Here is a 19,107-nt window from a genome sequence, read left to right as displayed (position 1 = left end):
CCGCCACCCGTCCGAGGGGCGCTGCAGCAGGTCGAGCCAAAGGCTCTCTCCTGTCAGGCTCGGATGGGGCGTTAACCATACGCATCAACGGCGCTCAATCAGACTGTGTGAAAACGTAGCGAGCGAAGGTCAGGCAAGGCAAAAACAGGCGAGGAAGCGGAGTTTACAGCTGTAAATGAGCATTCCGAGCCGGTTTTTAACGCAGCATGGCCGAGCGCAGTAGTTTTCACACTGTCTGATCGCAGACAACGAATGGAGAACTCATATGAGCGCCGCTTTTAACGATTTCAAAGTCGCTGACATTTCCCTGGCAGCCTGGGGCCGTCGCGAAACCATCATCGCTGAATCCGAAATGCCTGCCCTGATGGGCCTGCGCCGCAAGTACGCCGGTGAGCAACCGCTGAAAGGCGCGAAGATCATCGGCTGCATTCACATGACCATCCAGACCGCCGTACTGATCGAAACCCTGACCGCTCTGGGTGCCGAAGTACGCTGGTCGTCGTGCAACATCTTCTCGACTCAGGATCAGGCCGCTGCCGCTATCGCTGCTGCCGGTATTCCGGTGTTCGCCTGGAAAGGTGAAACCGAAGCCGAGTACGAATGGTGCATCGAGCAGACCATCCTCAAGGATGGCCAGCCATGGGATGCCAACATGATTCTCGACGACGGCGGCGACCTGACCGAAATCATCCACAAGAAATACCCAGCGATGCTTGAACGCATCCACGGCGTCACTGAAGAAACCACCACCGGCGTGCATCGCCTGCTGGACATGCTGGCCAAGGGCGAGCTGAAGATCCCGGCAATCAACGTCAACGACTCGGTAACCAAGAGCAAGAACGACAACAAGTACGGCTGCCGTCACAGCCTCAACGACGCCATCAAGCGCGGCACCGACCACCTGTTGTCCGGCAAACAAGCGCTGGTCATCGGTTACGGTGACGTGGGCAAGGGCTCGGCTCAGTCGCTGCGTCAGGAAGGCATGATCGTGCGCGTCACTGAAGTCGATCCGATCTGCGCCATGCAAGCCTGCATGGATGGCTACGAAGTGGTTTCGCCATTCAAAGACGGCATCAATGACGGCAGCGAAGCCTGCATCGACGCACAGCTGCTGGGCAAGATCGACCTGATCGTGACCACTACCGGCAACGTCAACGTGTGCAACGCCAACATGCTTAAAGCCCTGAAAAAGCGTGCTGTGGTGTGCAACATCGGTCACTTCGATAACGAAATCGACACCGCCTTCATGCGCAAAAACTGGGCATGGGAAGAGGTCAAGCCACAGGTGCACAAGATTCACCGCACCGGCGCTGGCAGCTTCGACGCCTACAACGATGACTACCTGATCCTGCTGGCTGAAGGTCGCCTGGTAAACTTGGGCAACGCCACTGGCCACCCAAGTCGGATCATGGACGGCTCGTTTGCTAACCAGGTGCTGGCGCAGATCTTCCTGTTCGACCAGAAGTACGCCGACCTGTCGCCAGCACAGAAAGCCGAGCGCCTGACCGTGGAAGTGCTGCCGAAGAAGCTCGACGAAGAAGTAGCCCTGGAAATGGTCAAAGGCTTCGGCGGCGTAGTAACGCAGCTGACCAAGACCCAGGCCGACTACATCGGCGTAACCGTGGAAGGCCCGTTCAAGCCGGACGCTTACCGCTACTAACCGCAGACCGTAGGGTGGGTTAGCCGCGCAGCGGCGTAACCCACCACCGATGCCGACATACTTTACCGTCGGCCCGGCGACTGCTCGGTGGGTTACGCGCCGCGCAAAAACCGTTGTGCACATTGCAGCAGCGGCAAGCGTCGCTAGCCCACCCTACCCACCTGGAAACGCTTTATGAGCCAAGACCGCCGTTACAGCTTCGAGTTCTTCCCCACCAAGACCGAAGCCGGGCACGAAAAACTGATGAATGTGGCGCGCCAACTGGCGACCTACAAACCCGATTTCTTCTCCTGCACCTACGGTGCTGGTGGCTCCACCCGCGACCGCACGCTGAACACCGTGCTGCAACTCGATGGCGAGATCAAAGTGCCGGCCGCGCCGCACCTGTCCTGCGTCGGTGACAGCAAGGCCGAGCTGCGCGAACTGCTCACGCTGTACAAAAACGCCGGGATCAAGCGCATTGTCGCCCTGCGTGGCGACCTGCCATCCGGCATGGGCATGGCCAGTGGCGAGCTGCGTTACGCCAACGAACTGGTCAGCTTTATCCGCGAGGAAACCGCTGACCACTTCCATATCGAAGTGGCCGCCTACCCGGAAATGCACCCGCAGGCACGCAACTTCGAGGACGATATCGCCAACTTCGTGCGCAAGGCCAAGGCCGGCGCCGACAGCGCGATCACCCAGTACTTCTTCAACGCCGACTGCTATTTCTACTTTGTCGAGCGTGTGCGCAAGCTGGGTGTGGATATCCCCGTGGTGCCGGGCATTATGCCGATCACCAACTACAGCAAGCTGGCGCGTTTCTCCGACGCCTGCGGTGCGGAAATCCCGCGCTGGGTGCGCAAGCAACTGGAAGCCTACGGTGACGACAGCGACAGCATCCGAGCGTATGGCGAGCAGGTCATCACTGAAATGTGCGAGCGCCTGCTGCAAGGCGGTGCCCCAGGCTTGCACTTCTACAGCATGAACCAGGCTGAACCGAGCCTGGCGATCTGGAACAACCTCAAACTGCCACGCTAAACCCTGACGACAGCGCATCGGCATCCGTGGATGCCGATAGCTCTACCACGGCCATGCACCACAGCGGTTGCACCACTTACCCGGCAAACCACGGTAGCCTTGGGCAACGCCCGAGCGGGTCACGGCACAGGCCAAACTCCTCAGCCGCGACCCTACTTTCAGCACGCGTCTAGCCATGTAGGGCTTACGCAGCATCACAATCATGGAGCGCCGCAATGGCAGCACGACAAAAGACCAACGCCTCAGTCACACCTAAAGGCAGCCTGGAAACCCTCTCGCAGCGCGAAGTGCAGCAATTACGCGAGACCGGTTCCGGTGGTGTCTATGCGCTGTTCCGCCAGTGCGCCCTGGCGATCCTCAATACCGGCTCGCACAGCGACAACGCCAAGACCATTTTGGAAGCCTACCCGGACTTCGAAATCCGCATCCTGCAGCAAGATCGCGGCATCCGCCTGGAGCTGTTCAATGCGCCGGCCGATGCGTTCGTCGATGGCGAGATGATCGCCAGCACCCGGGAGATGCTGTTCAGCGCCCTGCGCGACATCGTCTATACGCAGAGCGAGCTGGAGAACCATAGGGTCGATTTCAGCAGCTCGCAGGGCATCACCGACTACGTTTTCCACCTACTGCGCAATGCTTACACCCTGCGCGCCGGTGTCGAACCGAAGATTGTCGTGTGCTGGGGCGGCCACTCAATCAGCACCGAAGAATACAAATACACCAAGAAAGTCGGCCATGAACTGGGCCTGCGCGGTCTGGATATCTGCACCGGCTGCGGCCCTGGCGTGATGAAAGGGCCGATGAAAGGCGCGACCATTTCCCACGCCAAGCAGCGCAACGTGCAAGGCCGCTACCTGGGCCTGACCGAGCCGGGGATTATCGCCGCCGAGGCGCCAAACCCGATCGTCAATGAGCTGGTGATTCTGCCGGATATCGAGAAGCGCCTGGAAGCCTTTGTACGGGTCGGGCACGGCATCATTATCTTCCCCGGCGGCGCAGGCACAGCTGAGGAGCTGCTGTATTTCCTCGGCATTCTGATGCACCCGGACAACCAGAACATTCCGTTCCCCTTGATCATGACGGGCCCACGTAGCGCGGCGGCGTACTTCGAGCAGCTACATGAGTTCATTGGCGCGACCTTGGGTGAAGCGGCGCAGCAGCGCTACAGCATCATTATCGATGACCCAGCCAAGGTCGCCCGGGAAATGGCCGAAGGGATCAAAACGGTCAAACAGTTCCGCCGGGAACACAACGACGCGTTCCACTTCAACTGGCTATTGAAGATCGACGAAAGCTTCCAGCACCCCTTCGAGCCAACCCACGCCAACATGGCCAGCCTGAAGCTGACGCGCAACCAGCCGGTGCACGAACTGGCGGCCCACCTGCGCCGTGCGTTCTCCGGGATTGTCGCGGGCAACGTCAAGGACAAAGGTATTCGCTTAATCGAGCAAAACGGCCCTTACGAAATTACCGGCGACCGCGACATCATGCAGCAGCTCGATCAGCTGCTGCAGGCCTTCGTTGAGCAACACCGGATGAAACTCCCCGGTAACAGTGCCTATGTACCGTGCTACAAAGTGCTCACCTGATCGGCTGCAACCCGCGTCGCTGCTAGCCTAGCAGCGACGCGGCAACCATCGAGCAGGCGGACACTCGCACAGACCTGAAGCTCTGTTATACTCGGGCCTTCCCGCCAGGCTTGCGCCCGGATGCTAGCCCCCAGAGGCAAGCAGTACCGGTCGGGATTGCGCCCCCCAAGCGCGATTCAAGCCAGGCAATACACCCCATAGGGCCTACGCCCTCACTAGACAGGATTACACATGTCCTTTGCCTCCCTCGGTCTCTCCGAGGCTTTAGTCCGGGCGGTCGAATCCGCCGGCTACACCCAACCCACTCCGGTGCAACAGCGGGCTATCCCCGCCGCGTTGCAAGGTCGTGACCTGATGGTTGCAGCCCAGACGGGTACAGGTAAGACAGGCGGTTTTGCCCTGCCGATCCTCGAGCGACTGTTCCCCAACGGTCATCCGGATCGCGAACAGCGTCACGGCCCGAAACAACCGCGCGTCCTGGTCCTGACCCCGACCCGCGAACTGGCCGCCCAGGTGCATGACAGCTTCAAGCTGTATGCCCGCGATTTGAAATTCGTCAGCGCCTGCATTTTCGGTGGCGTTGGCATGAACCCGCAGATTCAGGCCCTGGCCAAGGGCGTCGACGTACTGGTGGCTTGCCCCGGTCGCCTGCTCGACCTGGCTAACCAGCGCGCCATCGATCTGTCGCATGTAGAAATTCTCGTCCTCGACGAAGCCGACCGCATGCTCGACATGGGCTTTATCCATGACGTGAAGAAAGTCCTCGCCAAGCTGCCGAGCCAACGGCAGAACCTGCTGTTCTCGGCGACCTTCTCGAAAGACATCACCGACCTGGCCGGCAAGCTTCTGCATAACCCGGAACGCATCGAAGTCACGCCGCCGAACACCACGGTTGAGCGCATCGAACAACGCGTATTCCGCCTGCAAGCCAGCCACAAGCGCGCCCTCCTCGCCCACCTGATTACCGCAGGCGCCTGGGAACAGGTGCTGGTGTTTACCCGTACCAAGCACGGCGCCAACCGCCTGGCCGAATACCTGGACAAACACGGCCTGCCCGCGGTGGCGATCCACGGTAACAAGAGCCAGAACGCACGCACCAAAGCCCTGGCTGACTTCAAGGCCGGCAATATGCGCATCCTCGTAGCCACCGATATCGCCGCCCGCGGCCTGGATATCGACCAGCTGCCGCACGTGGTCAACTTCGAGCTGCCCAACGTCGAAGAAGACTATGTGCACCGTATCGGCCGTACCGGCCGTGCCGGGCGCAGCGGTGAAGCAATCTCCCTGGTGGCTCCGGACGAGGAAAAACTGCTGAAGGGCATCGAACGGATGACCAAGCAGAAAATCCCGGATGGCGATCTGCTCGGCTTTGATGCCAGCACCGTCGAGGCCGAGCGCCCAGAAGTGCGCGAGCCGCAGAAGCCGCGCCCACCGCGCGGGGCCAAGCCAGAAGGCGATCGCCACGGCGCTGGCCGTAAGGACAAGGGTAAGGACAGCGGCCGCGACAACAACCGTGGCAAGCCGCAAGGCGGTCGCTCGCAACAGCCGCGCGGTGCGGCTCGCGCCGCCACACCGGCCATACCCGCATTACCTCCGGACCGCGCGCCGGACGAGTTCCGCGATGATGAAATCGATAATTTCGGCAACCGTGCCGACTATGTAAGTCCAAACCAGAACAAGCAGCAGAACCGTGGCCGTCGGCCCGGCGCGCCTGCTTCCGGTCCGAGCGCCAGCAATGGCGTAGGTCAAGCTGCTCGCCCAGCTAAAGGCCCACGCAATAACGCTGGCGGCGCAGCTGGCAAAGGTGCTGGCAGCGGAACTCAAGGCCGTCGCCAAGGTGCTGGTGCTGGTGCTCAAGGTCGTAATGGCTCTGGCCGTGCACGTCCACCGCGCGACACCCGCACCACATCGCTGAACCGTGATGAGCTGCCACGCCGCGAAGGTGCGGCGAAGGCACCAAGCGACAAGCAGCCGGTGATCATGCACAAAGGCTCGCGCCTGGACCGTTTCCCGACGCCAGAGCAGCTCGACGAACTGGCGAGCGCACGCCCACGGGGTGAAAAACCAGCCCTGCTGACGCGCAACCGCGAAGAGTCATAGTCCGCTAGCCGCACACAAAAACGCCGCCCAATGGGCGGCGTTTTTGTTTATCCCTGGGCAGCCTTAGCGCCAGCGAACAATGAGGCGGCTTTCTACGCGCCACGCTAGCCACATACAGATATCTGAGCCCATAAAAAACGCCCCGGAGCATAACGATCCGAGGCGTTTTTGTACGGCAGGCGAAATTACTTCGCTTTAACACCTTCAAATGTCACGTACAGCTCAACCATGTTGGACGCTGGGCCCAGATCCATCTGCTTGCCGAAGTCCTGACGATTGATGGTGGTGGTGCCTTCGAAACCGGCGCGGTAGCCACCCCACGGATCTTTGCCTTCACCCAGGAAGGTGGCCTTGACCACAACCGGCTTGGTCACACCGAGGATGGTCAGATCACCGCTCACGTCAGCCATTTGCTTGCCATCAGCAGTCTTGCCGGTTGGCTTGACGCTGGTGGAGACGAACTTAGCGTCGGCAAACTCGCTCACGTTCAGGAAGTCTTTGCTGGAGATGTGCTTGTCACGTTCTGCGTGGTTGGTGAACACACTGGCAGTACGCACGTTAACTTCGATTTTGGCGTCTTGCGGCTTGGCAGCGTCAAAGCTGAACGTACCGTCCAAATCCTTGAAAGTACCGGTGATAAAGCTGTAACCCAAGTGGCTGACTTTGAAATCAACGAAGGCGTGCTGGCCTTGTTTGTCGATCACGTAATCAGCGGCCATGACCTGACCAGCAGTCAGCAGTGCAGAACCGATTGCCAGAGCAGCGAGTGTCTTTTTCAGCATGATTTCTATTCCTTAGAGTCGAGGTTGAACATCAGGTATTGCGACCGAGCATACGAGTCAGGGTCGCATCACGGTCAATAAAGTGGTGTTTCAGTGCTGCCAAGCCATGGATACCGGCAAATACCACCAGTCCCCAGGCCAAGTACAAATGCACATCACCGGCTATCTCTGCCTGATCCGGCAGACCAGAAACCAGCGCGGGAATTTCAAACAGACCAAACACCGGGATACCAACACCTTCGGCAGTGGAAATCAGGTAACCGGCGACCATTACCGCAAACAGCACCACGTACAAAAAGGCGTGTCCGAGCTTGGCACCCAGACGGGTCAACCGTCCGTGACTGGCCGGAGCTGGCGGCGGCGGGCTGATAAATCGCCACAGCACGCGTAGCAGCATGACCGCGAACAACGTGATGCCTATGCTCTTGTGCAGGTCCGGCGCATCTTTACGCCAGGCACTGTAGTAATCCAAACCGACCATCCACAGCCCGAGTGCGAATAGGCCAAACACCACCAGTGCGACAGCCCAGTGCAGCAGCACACTGACCCAGCCGTAGCGAGAAGAAGAATTACGTAGCTGCATGGAAAATCCCTAAATGACTGCGCCCAAGACTATCGAATTATCCATCGAATTAAAGCGGAAAAAACGGCTTAGATATATCAACGAAATCGATCAGATGCGCATTGATCGTATTAGACCAGCATCAAGCGAAATCAGCAGGCGAAGAAACCAAAAGTAACACTTGCCCTGCACGCAGCATCAAAGGCAAAGGACGACACAATAGGTTGTTCCTAATCAGCGCATTGCATAGGCTGCGCGATTGTTTGCCTGCGCATGTCGCAAGCGGTTTCGAGGAGAGTACTCATGAGCCTGAATAATCAGTGGATGCAACGTGACTTAGCGGTGCTGTGGCACCCCTGTACTCAGATGAAAGATCACGAGCATCTGCCACTGGTGCCAATTCGTCGCGGCGAAGGTGTCTGGCTGGAAGACTTCGACGGCAAGCGCTACATCGATGCGGTCAGCTCCTGGTGGGTCAACGTGTTCGGTCATGCCAATCCGCGCATCAATCAACGCATAAAAGATCAAGTTGACCAGTTGGAGCACGTAATTCTTGCCGGCTTTAGCCACCAACCAGTAATTGAGTTATCAGAGCGCCTAGTAAAGCTGACACCCGCCGGCCTGGACCGGGTGTTCTATGCCGACAATGGCTCGTCGTGCATCGAAGTCGCGCTGAAGATGAGCTTTCACTACTGGCTCAACGTCGGAAAACCGGCGAAGAAACGCTTCGTCACCCTGAGCAACAGCTACCACGGCGAAACCATCGCAGCGATGTCAGTGGGCGATGTCGCCCTGTTCACCGATACCTACAAAGCGCTGCTCCTCGACACCATCAAAGTGCCCAGCCCAGACTGCTACCACCGCCCAGAAGGTATGAGCTGGGAAGCGCATTCACGCGCCATGTTCGCCCATATGGAGCAGACCCTGGCGGAGCACGGCCATGAAGTGGCTGCCGTGATTGTCGAACCGCTGATCCAGGGTGCCGGTGGCATGCGCATGTATCACCCGATCTACCTCAAGTTACTGCGCGAGGCCTGTGATCGTTACGGCGTACACCTGATCCACGACGAAATTGCCGTCGGTTTCGGCCGCACCGGGACGATGTTCGCCTGCGAACAGGCCGGCATTCGCCCGGACTTCCTCTGTTTGTCGAAAGCCCTCACCGGTGGCTACCTACCGTTGGCGGCGTGCTTGACCACCAACGAGGTGTACCAGGCGTTTTATGACGACTACTCAACCCTGCGCGCCTTCCTCCACTCACACAGCTACACCGGCAACCCGCTGGCCTGCGCGGCCGCCCTGGCGACCCTGGACATCTTCGAACAGGACAATGTGATCGAGGCCAACAAGGCCCTGGCCGCACGCATGGCCAGCGCCACCGCACACCTAGTCGACCACCCACAAGTGGCCGAGGTGCGCCAGACCGGCATGGCCCTGGCCATCGAAATGGTGCAGGACAAGGCGAGCAAGACCGCCTACCCCTGGCAGGAACGCCGTGGCCTCAAAGTATTCCAGCACGCCCTTGAGCGTGGCGCGTTACTGCGGCCACTGGGCAGCGTGGTGTATTTCCTGCCACCTTATGTGATCACTCCCGAGCAGATCGATTTTCTCGCAGAAGTGGCCAGCGAAGGCATCGATATCGCCACCCGCACCTCGGTCAGCGTGGCAATGGGCAATAGCAATTACCCCGGCTTTCGCGACCCGGGCTAAATCTTCGCCATTGATCGGCTGTAAGCGGCACGGCGGAGGCGTTAAGCTTGCGCCCTCAACTGTGCCGCAGCAGCGATCAATCCATGCGCCTATCTCGTTTCTTTATCGATGCCCCCTTATCTCTCGGTCAACACGAACTGCCAGAAGCCCAGGCGCACTATATCGGCCGCGTCTTACGGCATAGCGTTGGTGATGCGCTGCAACTGTTTGACGGCAGCGGCCAGGAGTACCTGGGCGAGCTGATAGAGGTCGGCAAGAAAAGCGTACGCGTCGAGTTGCGCGAAGCGTTCGCCGGCCAGGCCGAATCACCGCTGCATATTCACCTCGGCCAGGGCTTGTCACGCGGCGAGCGCATGGACTGGGCGATTCAGAAAGCCACCGAGCTGGGTGCCAATGAAATCAGCCTGATCATCAGCGAGCGCTGCGAAGTGCGCCTCAAGGATGAACGCGCCGACAAGCGCATGGCGCACTGGCGGCAGGTGGCAATCAGTGCCTGTGAACAATGCGGCCGCTCGGTGCTGCCGATCATTCACCCGCCGATTAGCCTGAGCGACTGGCTAAACCAAGCATCCGCCGATTTGAAGTTGGTGCTGCACCCGGTTGCCGAACCCTGGGCCAGCCATCCACAACCTGAATCGCTGGCCTTTCTGATCGGCCCGGAAGGCGGTTTGACCGATAACGAAGTCGCCCAAGCCAACAATCATGGTTTCCACGCCGCCCGCCTTGGTCCACGCGTACTGCGCACGGAAACCGCGCCGGTAGTGGCGCTGAGCGTCGCACAGCAGTTGTGGGGCGATTTCTAAACTCGACGTCCACGCCATAAAAAAGCCCGCAAAACGCGGGCTTTTCGTGCAGTTCGACTCAGATCAATCCGGCGTCTGCCAGCTTCTGCTCCAGACCAATCAGGTCGGGAATCTTCAACACGGCTTCACCAAACTGCACGGCATCCAGCTCCAACGGCGACAGCGCGACATCGGCCCGAGCCAGATCGGCGCTGACCTTAATCGAGCGCGGAATGCCCTGCACCAGCACAGCAATGAACTTGACTGCAGCTCTACCGCCAAGGGCATTGATTACCGCCACCCGCGAGCCAGCAGCCACACTAGCCTGGCCATCCGAAGCGGCCTCAAACGACAGCAGCGGCAAGCGCAGATCACGCCAGGCAATCTGCCCCAGAAACCAGCTGGGCATGCCATCACTGACCTGCGGTGCGCGATAGGGAATCAGCTCAGCGACCGCGACGTTAGGCAGCAGCAGAGTACGATCAGTCAGCGGCATCAACAGGCCGGTCAGGCTACTGGCGTTGTTCTGGGTGGCGACGGCTTGGCTCATGAAATATTCCTGTTCAGGGCAGCGCCCCGGATTAACTGCACTGCTCGGCCAAGTGATTGACCAGCGACTCGGCCAGCTCACGCGGATCGCCGCTTAGGCTGCTGTAGCCGCCCTCACGCAGACTGTCAGGCATGCTTGGGGAGGCACAACTGTCAGCGCGCTGGGTCCAAATCAAGCCACCTTGGCGGCGCACATAGGCGGCCGCGGCGCTGCCATCACTGCCCATGCCACTGAAGACGATCACGCCACTCATCGCGCCAAAATGCTGGGCCAAATTGAGCATCATCTGGTCGATCGATGGGCTGTAAGGCTCCGGCCAGCCGCGCTCGGCAATCTGCATGGTGCCGTCATCGGCGAAGCCCAGTTCATGGCTAATTGGCACAACGATGACTTCACCGCAACGCACCGTATCGCCGTGCCGCGCCGGATTGACATGCCACTGACTATGCCGTCCAACAGCTTGTGGTAGCGCGCTCTCGAAACTGGCGTCGATGTGCTGGGCGTAAACAAAACCAATCGGCAAGCCGCCCGGCAAGGCATCGAGAAAGGCTTTTACAGCAGCTGGCCCACCAAGGGATGCAGCCAGCAGCCATACCTGACGCGCCGGCTCACCGGCTACCAGTGGGGTATCCGCCAGCGCAGCCGGCAGATCCAGACGCGATGGCCGCTGCGCTTCAGCCAGCAGAGCGTCCAGGCTAGGGCCAACGGCCTGTGAGGGATCACCCACCAGCTTCTTTAGCTTGCCGAACAGGCGGCGCTCCCAGCGCGGGTAGTTTTCCGAGTGACGCTCAGGCGCATGACCTTCACCAAACAGCACCGGGGCCGAGGCACTTTCCATCAGACTGTCGACCAGCGGCAAATCTTCTGACTGCGCCAGGTCAACCAGCCATAGGTCGGTTTCGCAGGTATTCAGGGTTTCCTGATCAAGGCGCGCCGGATCGCTGTTCATCACCACCTGATAGCCGCTACCAGTCAACGCCTGCTGCAGCACATGGCGCTGCAACGAGGTATCGGCGATAACCGCAATACGGGCTGCAGTTTTCTCGGTCATGTGCGGTTTACCGGGTGGCGGCCCACCAATTGCTGAATAGTTTCAAGCAGCAAGGACTCCTGATAAGGCTTACCCAGGTACTCGTTGACGCCAATGCTCATGGCCCGCTCCCGGTGTTTTTCACCGGTACGTGAGGTGATCATGATGATCGGTAGGTCTTTCAAACCTTCATCGTGGCGCACCAGGGTGGCGACTTCAAAACCGTCCATGCGTGGCATTTCGATGTCCAGCAGCATGATGTCGGGCTTGCGCTCCTGCAGCTGCGAGATGGCATCCACACCATCCTTAGCCGTCAATACGTTCATGCCGTTACGCTCCAGCAAGCGGCTGGTGACCTTACGCACGGTAACTGAATCGTCGACTACCATGACCAGCGTCGGCCGATCTGCTTCGATCTCGGCGGCAGTGGCCGACTGCTTGAGCTGGCGAGGCTGCATATGCGTGAGCAGATGGGCATGCAGCGCGCGGATGGTTGCCAGCAGATCGAGAATCACCACCACACGACCGTCACCAAGGATGGTCGCGCCGGAAATCCCGTGTACGCCAGCAAACTGCGGACCGAGGCTCTTCACCACGATCTCACGGGAGCCCGCAAGCGAGTCGACCTGCACTGCCATGGCGTGCTCGTTAGAGCGCACCAAAATCACCGGTAGCGGCAGGCTCTGCCCCACCAGTTTTGGTTGCTGGCCGTTGTTCAGCAGATCCCCCAGGTAGCGCAACTCATAGCTCTGACCAGCGTACTCAAAGCGCGGTGCATCCGGCGCGTAATAGGCCTCCAGCTCATACGGGGAAACCCGCACGATACCTTCGATGGTGTTCAGCGGAATGGCATACAGGTCTTCACCAGACAGCACCATCAGCGCACGGTTAACCGATACGGTAAACGGCAGGCGGATGGTGAACGTAGTGCCCGTGCCCGGAACCGACTCGATACTCATCGAGCCGCCCAACTGTTTGACCTCGGAGTGGACCACGTCCATACCGACGCCACGCCCGGAAATTTGTGTGACCTTCTCTGCCGTGGAGAAACCGGCTTCGAGAATAAACTGCAGGACCTCGTAATCGCTCAGGTCGGCGTCAGCGTCCATCAAACCGCGCTCGATGGCCTTACGCTTGACCGCATCCAGACGAATACCGCCGCCGTCGTCGGCCAACGTCAGAACGATATCACCGCCCTCACGCCCCAGCGCCAGGCGAATCGTGCCTTGCGCCGGTTTACCTGCAGCGCTGCGCACATCTGCGGCCTCGATGCCGTGGTCCACGGCATTGCGCAGCATGTGCTCCAACGGGGCCACAATGCGCTCAAGCACCGTACGGTCCATCTCACCGTCGGCATTGCCGACCAGGAAATCGACCTGCTTGCCTAGCTCGCCAGCAATCTGCCGCACGATACGCCGCAGACGCGGCACCAAGCGGTCGAACGGCACCATGCGCGTGCGCATCAGGCCTTCCTGCAACTCGGAGTTGACCCGTGCCTGTTGCAACAGCAGGGTTTCCGCGTCGCGGTTACGCGCCGCCAAGGTTTCCTTCAAATCAAGCAAGTCGGAAGCTGACTCGAACAACGCACGCGAGAGTTGCTGCAACTGCGAGTGACGGTCCATCTCCAGAGGATCGAAGTCCTCATAACCAACCCGCTCGGCCTCCGCCTGTATACGGCTGAGAATTTGCGCCTGGGTTTCAGTATCCAGACGCCGCAGCTGATCGCGCACGCGGTCGATGGTCGCGTCCATCTCGCTAAGCGTGAAGCCGAAGTCGCTGACTTGCTGTTCAACACGACCACGGAAGATCGACGTTTCCCCAGCCAGGTTAACCAAACCCTCAAGCAACTCGGCAGGAACCTTGACCAGCTCTTGCGGGGCTCGCCGCGAGGCTGCCTCTAGCGCGGCCTCTTCAGCGCGGCGCACGAACGGCAGCACCTTGGCTACCAGCTCCTGTGCCGGCATACCGCTGGCCGCGACAATCGGAGAAGTCAATTCTGGTAAGCGTGTGCCTTGCTCTGCGGCTGGCGCAGCAACTTGCGTGCTCGCCGCGTCAGCGACCAGGCTGTCATTCAAGCGCTGACGCAGAACGTCGAGCTCTTGCTGCAAACCTTCAAAACCCGATTGCACATCAACAAACAGACTCTGCGGCCAAGGCGCACCTTGCGTTTGAGCATCAGTCAGGTGCTGTTCAAGGTTATGCGTGAGATCGCCCAGGCGCTTCTGCCCAGCCAGCCGCGCACCACCTTTAAGGGTGTGCAGGATGCGCAGCATGTCGTCGATGGCAGCGCCGTCTTCACGATCAGCCTCCCAGCGGCCGATAGCCACCTCCATGGCCTCCAGCAGGTCGTCACCTTCCTCAAGGAAGATGTCGAGAATATCGGCTTCAGCATCGTCATCTTGCTGACTCTCCGCAGCCTTGAGGGCAACTGCGGACGGCATGCTCAGTTGCTCATCCGGATTGGCGCGGAAACGTTTAATGGTTTCAATCAGCGCATCGCCATTCGGCACAGCGCGCTTATCGCGCACCGCCTCAAGCATCTCGGCCAGACTGTCGTGGCAGCTCTGCAGCAAGGTGAACAGGTCCTGACTAGGCCGCAATCGGCCTTGACCAAGGCCTTCATAAAGGAACTCAAGCTCGTGGGCCAGATCACCAATTTCACGGATCTCGGCCATCCGTGCACCACCCTTGAGGGTATGCAGGTCACGTTGCAGTGACTCCAGCTCCAGGCTGTTGTTAACGTCGTCCATCCAGCGCTGCAGCGCTGCACCCGCGCTGTCGATGATGTCGAAACCTTCCTCAAGGAAGATTTCCACCAATTCCGGATCACGATCATCATCCAGCACAGCAGGGGCAGAAGGCGAGCCTGCAGTTGTTAGCGAATCGGGCTCGCTATCCACAACCTCAGGCCATTCGAGATCCTCCGAGTCTTCCAGCGTAACGGGAGGTTGCTCGTCCACCTCGACAGTTGACGGCTGGGTCTCATCGACTTGTTCAAGCTCGTCCTCAGGCGACTCGGTGTTGATTTCTGGCGGCGTTGCATCCGCAAGAATGCCGAAGTCGATTTCCTCCTCAACCTCAGGTAACTCCACCTCAACCTGCGGTAGTGATTCAGTCTCCGGCTCAGGGCTGGCAGCAATAACCGGCACACTTTGTCCGCCGCTTTGGCGGAAACTACGAATGGCTTCGATCAGTTGCTCGGGCGACTGCATGGTGGATCGCGCTTGCAGTTGCTCAAGCAAATGCGCCAATTGGTCATGGCTCTGCTGCAGCAAACCGGCTAGCTCTGGCGAGAAACTGTAACGACGATCAACCAAGCCCTCGTACAAGGACTCAAGCTCATGGGCGAGATCACCAATCGGGCTAATCTCGGCCATCCGAGCACCACCCTTGAGGGTGTGCAAATCACGTTGCAGAGACGACAGAGCGGCCTTGTTGTCGGGGTCTGCCAACCAGCGCTCTAGAGCCTGACCGGCACTGTCGAGAATATCCACGGCCTCTTCGAGGAAGATCGACACCATTTCTTCATCGAGCGTCTCGTACACAGATGCAGCGGGCAGCTCGGGGGCTAGCTCTGCCTGCTCTGCAACCTCTTCCACCTCAAGCTCTTGGGGCTCCGTCAGACTCAGCGACTCGAGTGCCGCAGTAGCGTCAGCCAACTCGACGACGTCAATACCGGACTCACCGTTATTGGACAGCAACGCCAACGTATTGGGGTCCAATGCCTCTGCAAGTAGGTCACGCAGCGCCATAACACGCTCAGGTGCCGCGCTGACCTGCAACGCTGCTGCCACCTGGTCCATCATGCCAATCAAGGCTTCGTGGGCTGCTTCGGCCTCGCTGAAGAAGCGGTCACTAACGGCTAAGCTGCCCTCTTCCACAGCACCATAAAGATCCAGCAGGGCTTCACACAGTTCGTCGATCTGCGGTAAATCAGCCATCTCGGCACCACGTCCGAGGGTGGTCAGCTCCTCCAGCAGTGCACTCAGCTCCTGGCGCTCGGACGGATGCTCACGCCAGCGACGCAGTAGGTCTTCGGCATCAAGCAAGATGTCCATGCCTTCAGCCAGGAAGATGCTGAGCATCTGCGGATCGCGCTTCTCGCCCGGCTCACCCTGACGATTGCTTTCGGCGTGTTCCAAGCGGTCGCTGTGCAACTTCTGCACACGTTCAAGGAACTCGCTGGCACCTGGCAAGGGATCAAGTGGGTTTGTTTCAAGCTGCTCAAGGCCAAGGCGGAATAACTTTTCGGCACGGCTCAACAGCTCAGCTTCGGCCAAGTCCATCTGAATCAGGTTGGTTTTGAATTCTTTGACCAGCTTCTCCAAGGGCGCGGCGATCTCCGCCACAGGCTGAATACCAGCCATCGAGGCACTGCCCTTGAGCGTGTGCAATGCACGCTGCAGGTCGTCCGTAACGGGCTGCGGCAACTCCTGAGCACAGTCGGCAAGGAAGCCAACCAGCGTGTCGAGGTGCATTTCCGCTTCATTGCGGAAGATCTCCAGCAGTTGCGGATCAAGCCCTTCCTCATCCTCGACTGGCGCTACGACCTGCGATTCAACTTCGGTGGTAGCCGCTGAACTGCCCTCGGCCTCTGCTACCAGATTCACCGGGGCATCAGCTTTTGGGAGGCTTCGGCCTTTGGCCAGAGCGTGTGCCGTGGCAGCCAACAGGTCGACATCATCACGCTGGCGCTGCGCCTTGTTGGCAAACTCATCGACCAGGGCTGGCATCAGTGCAACCACATCGGCGATCACTTGCTGCACTTCAGCGCCAGGCTGAATGCTGCGGTCAAGGACACGGTTGAGCAGGTTTTCAATAGACCAGCCCAGCTCGCCGATCACCAGGGCTCGTACCATCCGGCCGCTACCCTTGAGCGTGTGAAAGGCACGGCGGATTTCGCTTAGGGCATCTTTGTTGTCAGTGTCGGCGCACCACTGTGGGAAGTACTCGCTAATAGTTTCGAGTACTTCACCAACCTCTTCGATAAAGACCTCTAGCAGTTCTTCATCAATGGGCTCTTCATCAGCGGGGGGCGGCAGTAAGCTCGGCGGCACATCGTGCGCAGGCGGGTTGATCGCCAGCACCGGCGCGGCCATTACATCGGCCATCGACAGGGCTTTCTCAGCAACCGACTGCTCGGCTTCTGCCGTCAGCGGGGCGCTAGGCAGGTCAACCTCTGGCAGCTCAAGCGCTGCCAGTTCATCTTCATTCCAGTTGGCCGGGCTGTCGCTTTCATCCAGCTCAAAGCTACCGAGTTGCAGCTCTTCGTCAGTAAGTGGCTGCTCCTGCTGAACCTCAGCCAATGGCATTGGCTCGGCATCGGCCAGGTCAAGATTGAAATCGATTAGCTCAAGATCAGCAGGCGGAGAGTCACTGGCCCACTCAGGCTGCGATGGTGCGTCAGCCGCAGCCGAGTCGAGATCAGCAAACTCAGCACTGAAGTCGTCTGATAGATCCAATCTCAACGGTTCTTCGGCAACAGCTTGCGGGCTCTGCTCTTGCTCAGCCGGAAGATCGGAATCGAGCTCCGGCTCGACCTCGGCACTTAGCACTTCCATTTCGTCCAGAGGATCGGCCAGTGGTGCAAAGGACTCTACAGGCGGCTCGACACGATCAAGAATCGACGGCTTTTCTTTCAGCGGGTAGCCCAAGTTCTCCAGACTTTCCTCGGCGACGTCGAGAATCAGATCACCCTGACTCGCGTGGTCTTCGCTCAGGCGTTCGAGGTAGTACTCGACGCTGGTGATAGCATCCGCCAGGGTGTCGAGGTTCTGCCAGTTCGGCACAGCCTTACGCGCCAGTAATTGTTCCTGAATATAGCGATTGCAGGCGTTTAGCAGATCGGCAGCGCGCTGCAGCGGAATCATCGCCAAGCCACCACGCACCTGGGTCAATAAATCGGGAACGCGCGCCAGGTGCTCGTGGTTCCACTGCGAGGCAATAAACTCAATGATCGCGTCCTTGGCTTGCTCTAGGCCAGTACGCGCTTCCTTGATAACCAGTTGATGAATCTGCACCACATCAGTGGTCGGTAGATGGCTTTCTTCACGGCCACCCTCCTGCGCCGGGCCAACCATGCCAGCCAAGGTGGCTTCAACATAGAGCAAGGCACCAGCAACATCCATCAACACCGCATCACTTGGCTCGCCCTGGCCCTTGGCCAAGTTGCTGACCACTTCGAGCTGATCGACGATTACTTTGCGCGGCTGGGCAAAACCCAGAACAGCCAGGGTGTCGGCAATTTGTTTGAGTGGCGCGACGAGGCTATCCAAATCTGCGACCTGACTACGGTCACTGCGTACAAACAGGTCGAGACTGTCCTTGACCCGCACCAACTCTTCGCACAGAGCCGCCACCACCGAACGCATAGCATCGCGATCAGGCCCGGCCAGACGGGCACGCTCTTCGTCGACCACATCGTTGTTAGGCAACGCATCGTCTAGACGGTACTGCTCGCGCAACGCGCTGACACGCGGCGATTGTGCCGACGATTTGGCAACGTAGAACAAAAGATTCTTGTTCAGCTCATCAGGCGCTGACTGGTTAAGACCATCCACACCTTGCTCAAGTAGACGCTTGAGCTCCTTATCGACCTGACGCAACAAGGTACGAATCGACGAGCCATTGGCGACGCTGCCGTTAGCCAAACCTTCGACCACACCTGAAGCGATCTGCCACAGCGAGCCGAGCGGTGAATCCTTACAGAGGTTCTCCAGGCGGGCGAACACTCGCGCCATGTAACCGAGGTTGGTCGGCATATCCTGGTTGCGAATCACTCCAACCAGCGCCACTTGCAGCATTTGCCGCAGCTTGCGCAGCAGTACCGGCAATTCGGCAGTACGCAGCTGGTCAATCGACTCGCTTGACAACGCAGGAGCACGCACGGACATATCCGGCGCAAACAGGCTGGTTTCCGAGAGCAGTTTTTCTCCACGCGCGGCGCGCAGATCGTTGAGCAGAGGCAACACGACCATCGGCAGGTCGCGGCGCGCAGTCTGGATACGGTCAAGATATACCGGCAACTGCAGAATCGACTGCATCAGCACTTCCAGGGCTTCACCCTGGTTGGTCACTTTGCCTTCGATCAAGGCACCGGCTAGCTGCTCCATTTCTTCCGCGAGCAGCGCCGCACCGAAAAACTCGACCATCTGCAAGGTGCCAAGCACCTGATGCACATAGGTCTGGCAGAAACGCATGCGCGTAGCATCCTGGGGGTTCTCAACGAACGCCTCCAGCGCCTGACGCGCCTGTTTCAGGGTTTCCGCGATCTCGCCTTTAACCCATTCCAGGGCGACATAATCGTGCCGATCACCCATAGC

General features: G+C 59.3%; 11 protein-coding genes and 1 riboswitch. Of the genes, 6 read left to right on the top strand and 5 right to left on the bottom strand.

Annotation, left to right across the window (positions count from 1 at the left end):
- The first annotated feature begins 7 nt into the window (after positions 1–7).
- A riboswitch (S-adenosyl-L-homocysteine riboswitch) is annotated at positions 8–103 on the top strand.
- A gap of 162 nt (positions 104–265) precedes the next feature.
- The 4 genes from ahcY to VCA57_RS02215 all read left to right on the top strand — a co-directional run bounded on the left by ahcY (position 266) and on the right by VCA57_RS02215 (position 6,369).
- A complete protein-coding gene (gene ahcY / locus VCA57_RS02230; RefSeq protein ID WP_411183333.1) occupies positions 266–1,660 on the top strand; it encodes an adenosylhomocysteinase in 1,395 nt (464 codons plus the stop codon).
- A 174-nt stretch (positions 1,661–1,834) separates the two neighbouring features.
- Positions 1,835–2,680: a methylenetetrahydrofolate reductase [NAD(P)H] gene (metF, locus tag VCA57_RS02225; RefSeq protein WP_411183332.1), complete on the top strand. Its 846-nt coding sequence runs from the start codon at positions 1,835–1,837 to the stop codon at positions 2,678–2,680.
- 215 nt (positions 2,681–2,895) lie between these two features.
- Positions 2,896–4,269, top strand: a complete 1,374-nt coding sequence (gene ppnN, locus VCA57_RS02220) for a nucleotide 5'-monophosphate nucleosidase PpnN (RefSeq protein ID WP_411183331.1) — start codon at positions 2,896–2,898, stop codon at positions 4,267–4,269.
- Positions 4,270–4,500: 231 nt separating this feature from the next.
- Positions 4,501–6,369, top strand: a complete 1,869-nt coding sequence (locus tag VCA57_RS02215; RefSeq protein ID WP_411183330.1) for a DEAD/DEAH box helicase — start codon at positions 4,501–4,503, stop codon at positions 6,367–6,369.
- A gap of 185 nt (positions 6,370–6,554) precedes the next feature.
- Here VCA57_RS02215 and VCA57_RS02210 read toward each other — a convergent pair whose 3' ends face one another.
- Positions 6,555–7,151: a YceI family protein gene (locus VCA57_RS02210; RefSeq protein WP_411183329.1), complete on the bottom strand. Its 597-nt coding sequence runs from the start codon at positions 7,149–7,151 to the stop codon at positions 6,555–6,557.
- 31 nt (positions 7,152–7,182) lie between these two features.
- Positions 7,183–7,734 (bottom strand): cytochrome b, encoded by a 552-nt coding sequence (locus tag VCA57_RS02205; RefSeq protein ID WP_411183328.1) that lies wholly within the window; start codon positions 7,732–7,734, stop codon positions 7,183–7,185.
- A gap of 282 nt (positions 7,735–8,016) precedes the next feature.
- Here VCA57_RS02205 and VCA57_RS02200 point away from each other — a divergent pair, with 282 nt between their 5' ends.
- Complete coding sequence (locus VCA57_RS02200) at positions 8,017–9,423, top strand: adenosylmethionine--8-amino-7-oxononanoate transaminase (protein WP_411183327.1); 1,407 nt, start codon at positions 8,017–8,019, stop codon at positions 9,421–9,423.
- A gap of 83 nt (positions 9,424–9,506) precedes the next feature.
- Positions 9,507–10,226 carry a 16S rRNA (uracil(1498)-N(3))-methyltransferase gene (locus VCA57_RS02195; RefSeq protein ID WP_411183326.1) on the top strand — a complete coding sequence of 240 codons (720 nt, stop codon included), beginning with the start codon at positions 9,507–9,509 and terminating at the stop codon, positions 10,224–10,226.
- 58 nt (positions 10,227–10,284) lie between these two features.
- Here the strand turns inward: VCA57_RS02195 and VCA57_RS02190 are convergent, their stop codons facing one another.
- Genes VCA57_RS02190 through VCA57_RS02180 form a run of 3 tightly spaced genes read right to left on the bottom strand, consistent with a single transcriptional unit; the run spans position 10,285 to position 19,104 of the window.
- Complete coding sequence (locus VCA57_RS02190) at positions 10,285–10,755, bottom strand: chemotaxis protein CheW (protein WP_411183325.1); 471 nt, start codon at positions 10,753–10,755, stop codon at positions 10,285–10,287.
- A 31-nt stretch (positions 10,756–10,786) separates the two neighbouring features.
- On the bottom strand, positions 10,787–11,806 hold the full coding sequence (locus VCA57_RS02185) for a chemotaxis protein CheB (protein WP_411183324.1): 1,020 nt from the start codon (positions 11,804–11,806) through the stop codon (positions 10,787–10,789).
- Positions 11,803–19,104: an Hpt domain-containing protein gene (locus VCA57_RS02180; protein ID WP_411183656.1), complete on the bottom strand. Its 7,302-nt coding sequence runs from the start codon at positions 19,102–19,104 to the stop codon at positions 11,803–11,805. The genes VCA57_RS02185 and VCA57_RS02180 overlap by 4 nt, the downstream gene beginning before the upstream one ends.
- Positions 19,105–19,107 lie beyond the last annotated feature (3 nt).

Source organism: Pseudomonas sp. (genome assembly GCF_046581935.1).
Lineage (GTDB): Bacteria > Pseudomonadota > Gammaproteobacteria > Pseudomonadales > Pseudomonadaceae > Aquipseudomonas.
Note: the sequence above shows the minus strand (reverse complement) of the source record. Positions and strands in the feature narration are given on the sequence as shown.

Excerpts from the sequence above, each read along its gene's own strand:
- VCA57_RS02205 (WP_411183328.1), bottom strand. The coding sequence starts at position 7,734 with ATGCAGCTACGTAATTCTTCTTCTCGCTACGGCTGGGTCAGTGTGCTG.
- VCA57_RS02190 (WP_411183325.1), bottom strand. The coding sequence starts at position 10,755 with ATGAGCCAAGCCGTCGCCACCCAGAACAACGCCAGTAGCCTGACCGGC.
- VCA57_RS02215 (WP_411183330.1), top strand. The coding sequence starts at position 4,501 with ATGTCCTTTGCCTCCCTCGGTCTCTCCGAGGCTTTAGTCCGGGCGGTC.
- VCA57_RS02195 (WP_411183326.1), top strand. The coding sequence starts at position 9,507 with ATGCGCCTATCTCGTTTCTTTATCGATGCCCCCTTATCTCTCGGTCAA.
- metF (WP_411183332.1), top strand. The coding sequence starts at position 1,835 with ATGAGCCAAGACCGCCGTTACAGCTTCGAGTTCTTCCCCACCAAGACC.
- ppnN (WP_411183331.1), top strand. The coding sequence starts at position 2,896 with ATGGCAGCACGACAAAAGACCAACGCCTCAGTCACACCTAAAGGCAGC.
- VCA57_RS02180 (WP_411183656.1), bottom strand. The coding sequence starts at position 19,104 with ATGGGTGATCGGCACGATTATGTCGCCCTGGAATGGGTTAAAGGCGAG.
- VCA57_RS02185 (WP_411183324.1), bottom strand. The coding sequence starts at position 11,806 with ATGACCGAGAAAACTGCAGCCCGTATTGCGGTTATCGCCGATACCTCG.
- VCA57_RS02210 (WP_411183329.1), bottom strand. The coding sequence starts at position 7,151 with ATGCTGAAAAAGACACTCGCTGCTCTGGCAATCGGTTCTGCACTGCTG.
- ahcY (WP_411183333.1), top strand. The coding sequence starts at position 266 with ATGAGCGCCGCTTTTAACGATTTCAAAGTCGCTGACATTTCCCTGGCA.
- VCA57_RS02200 (WP_411183327.1), top strand. The coding sequence starts at position 8,017 with ATGAGCCTGAATAATCAGTGGATGCAACGTGACTTAGCGGTGCTGTGG.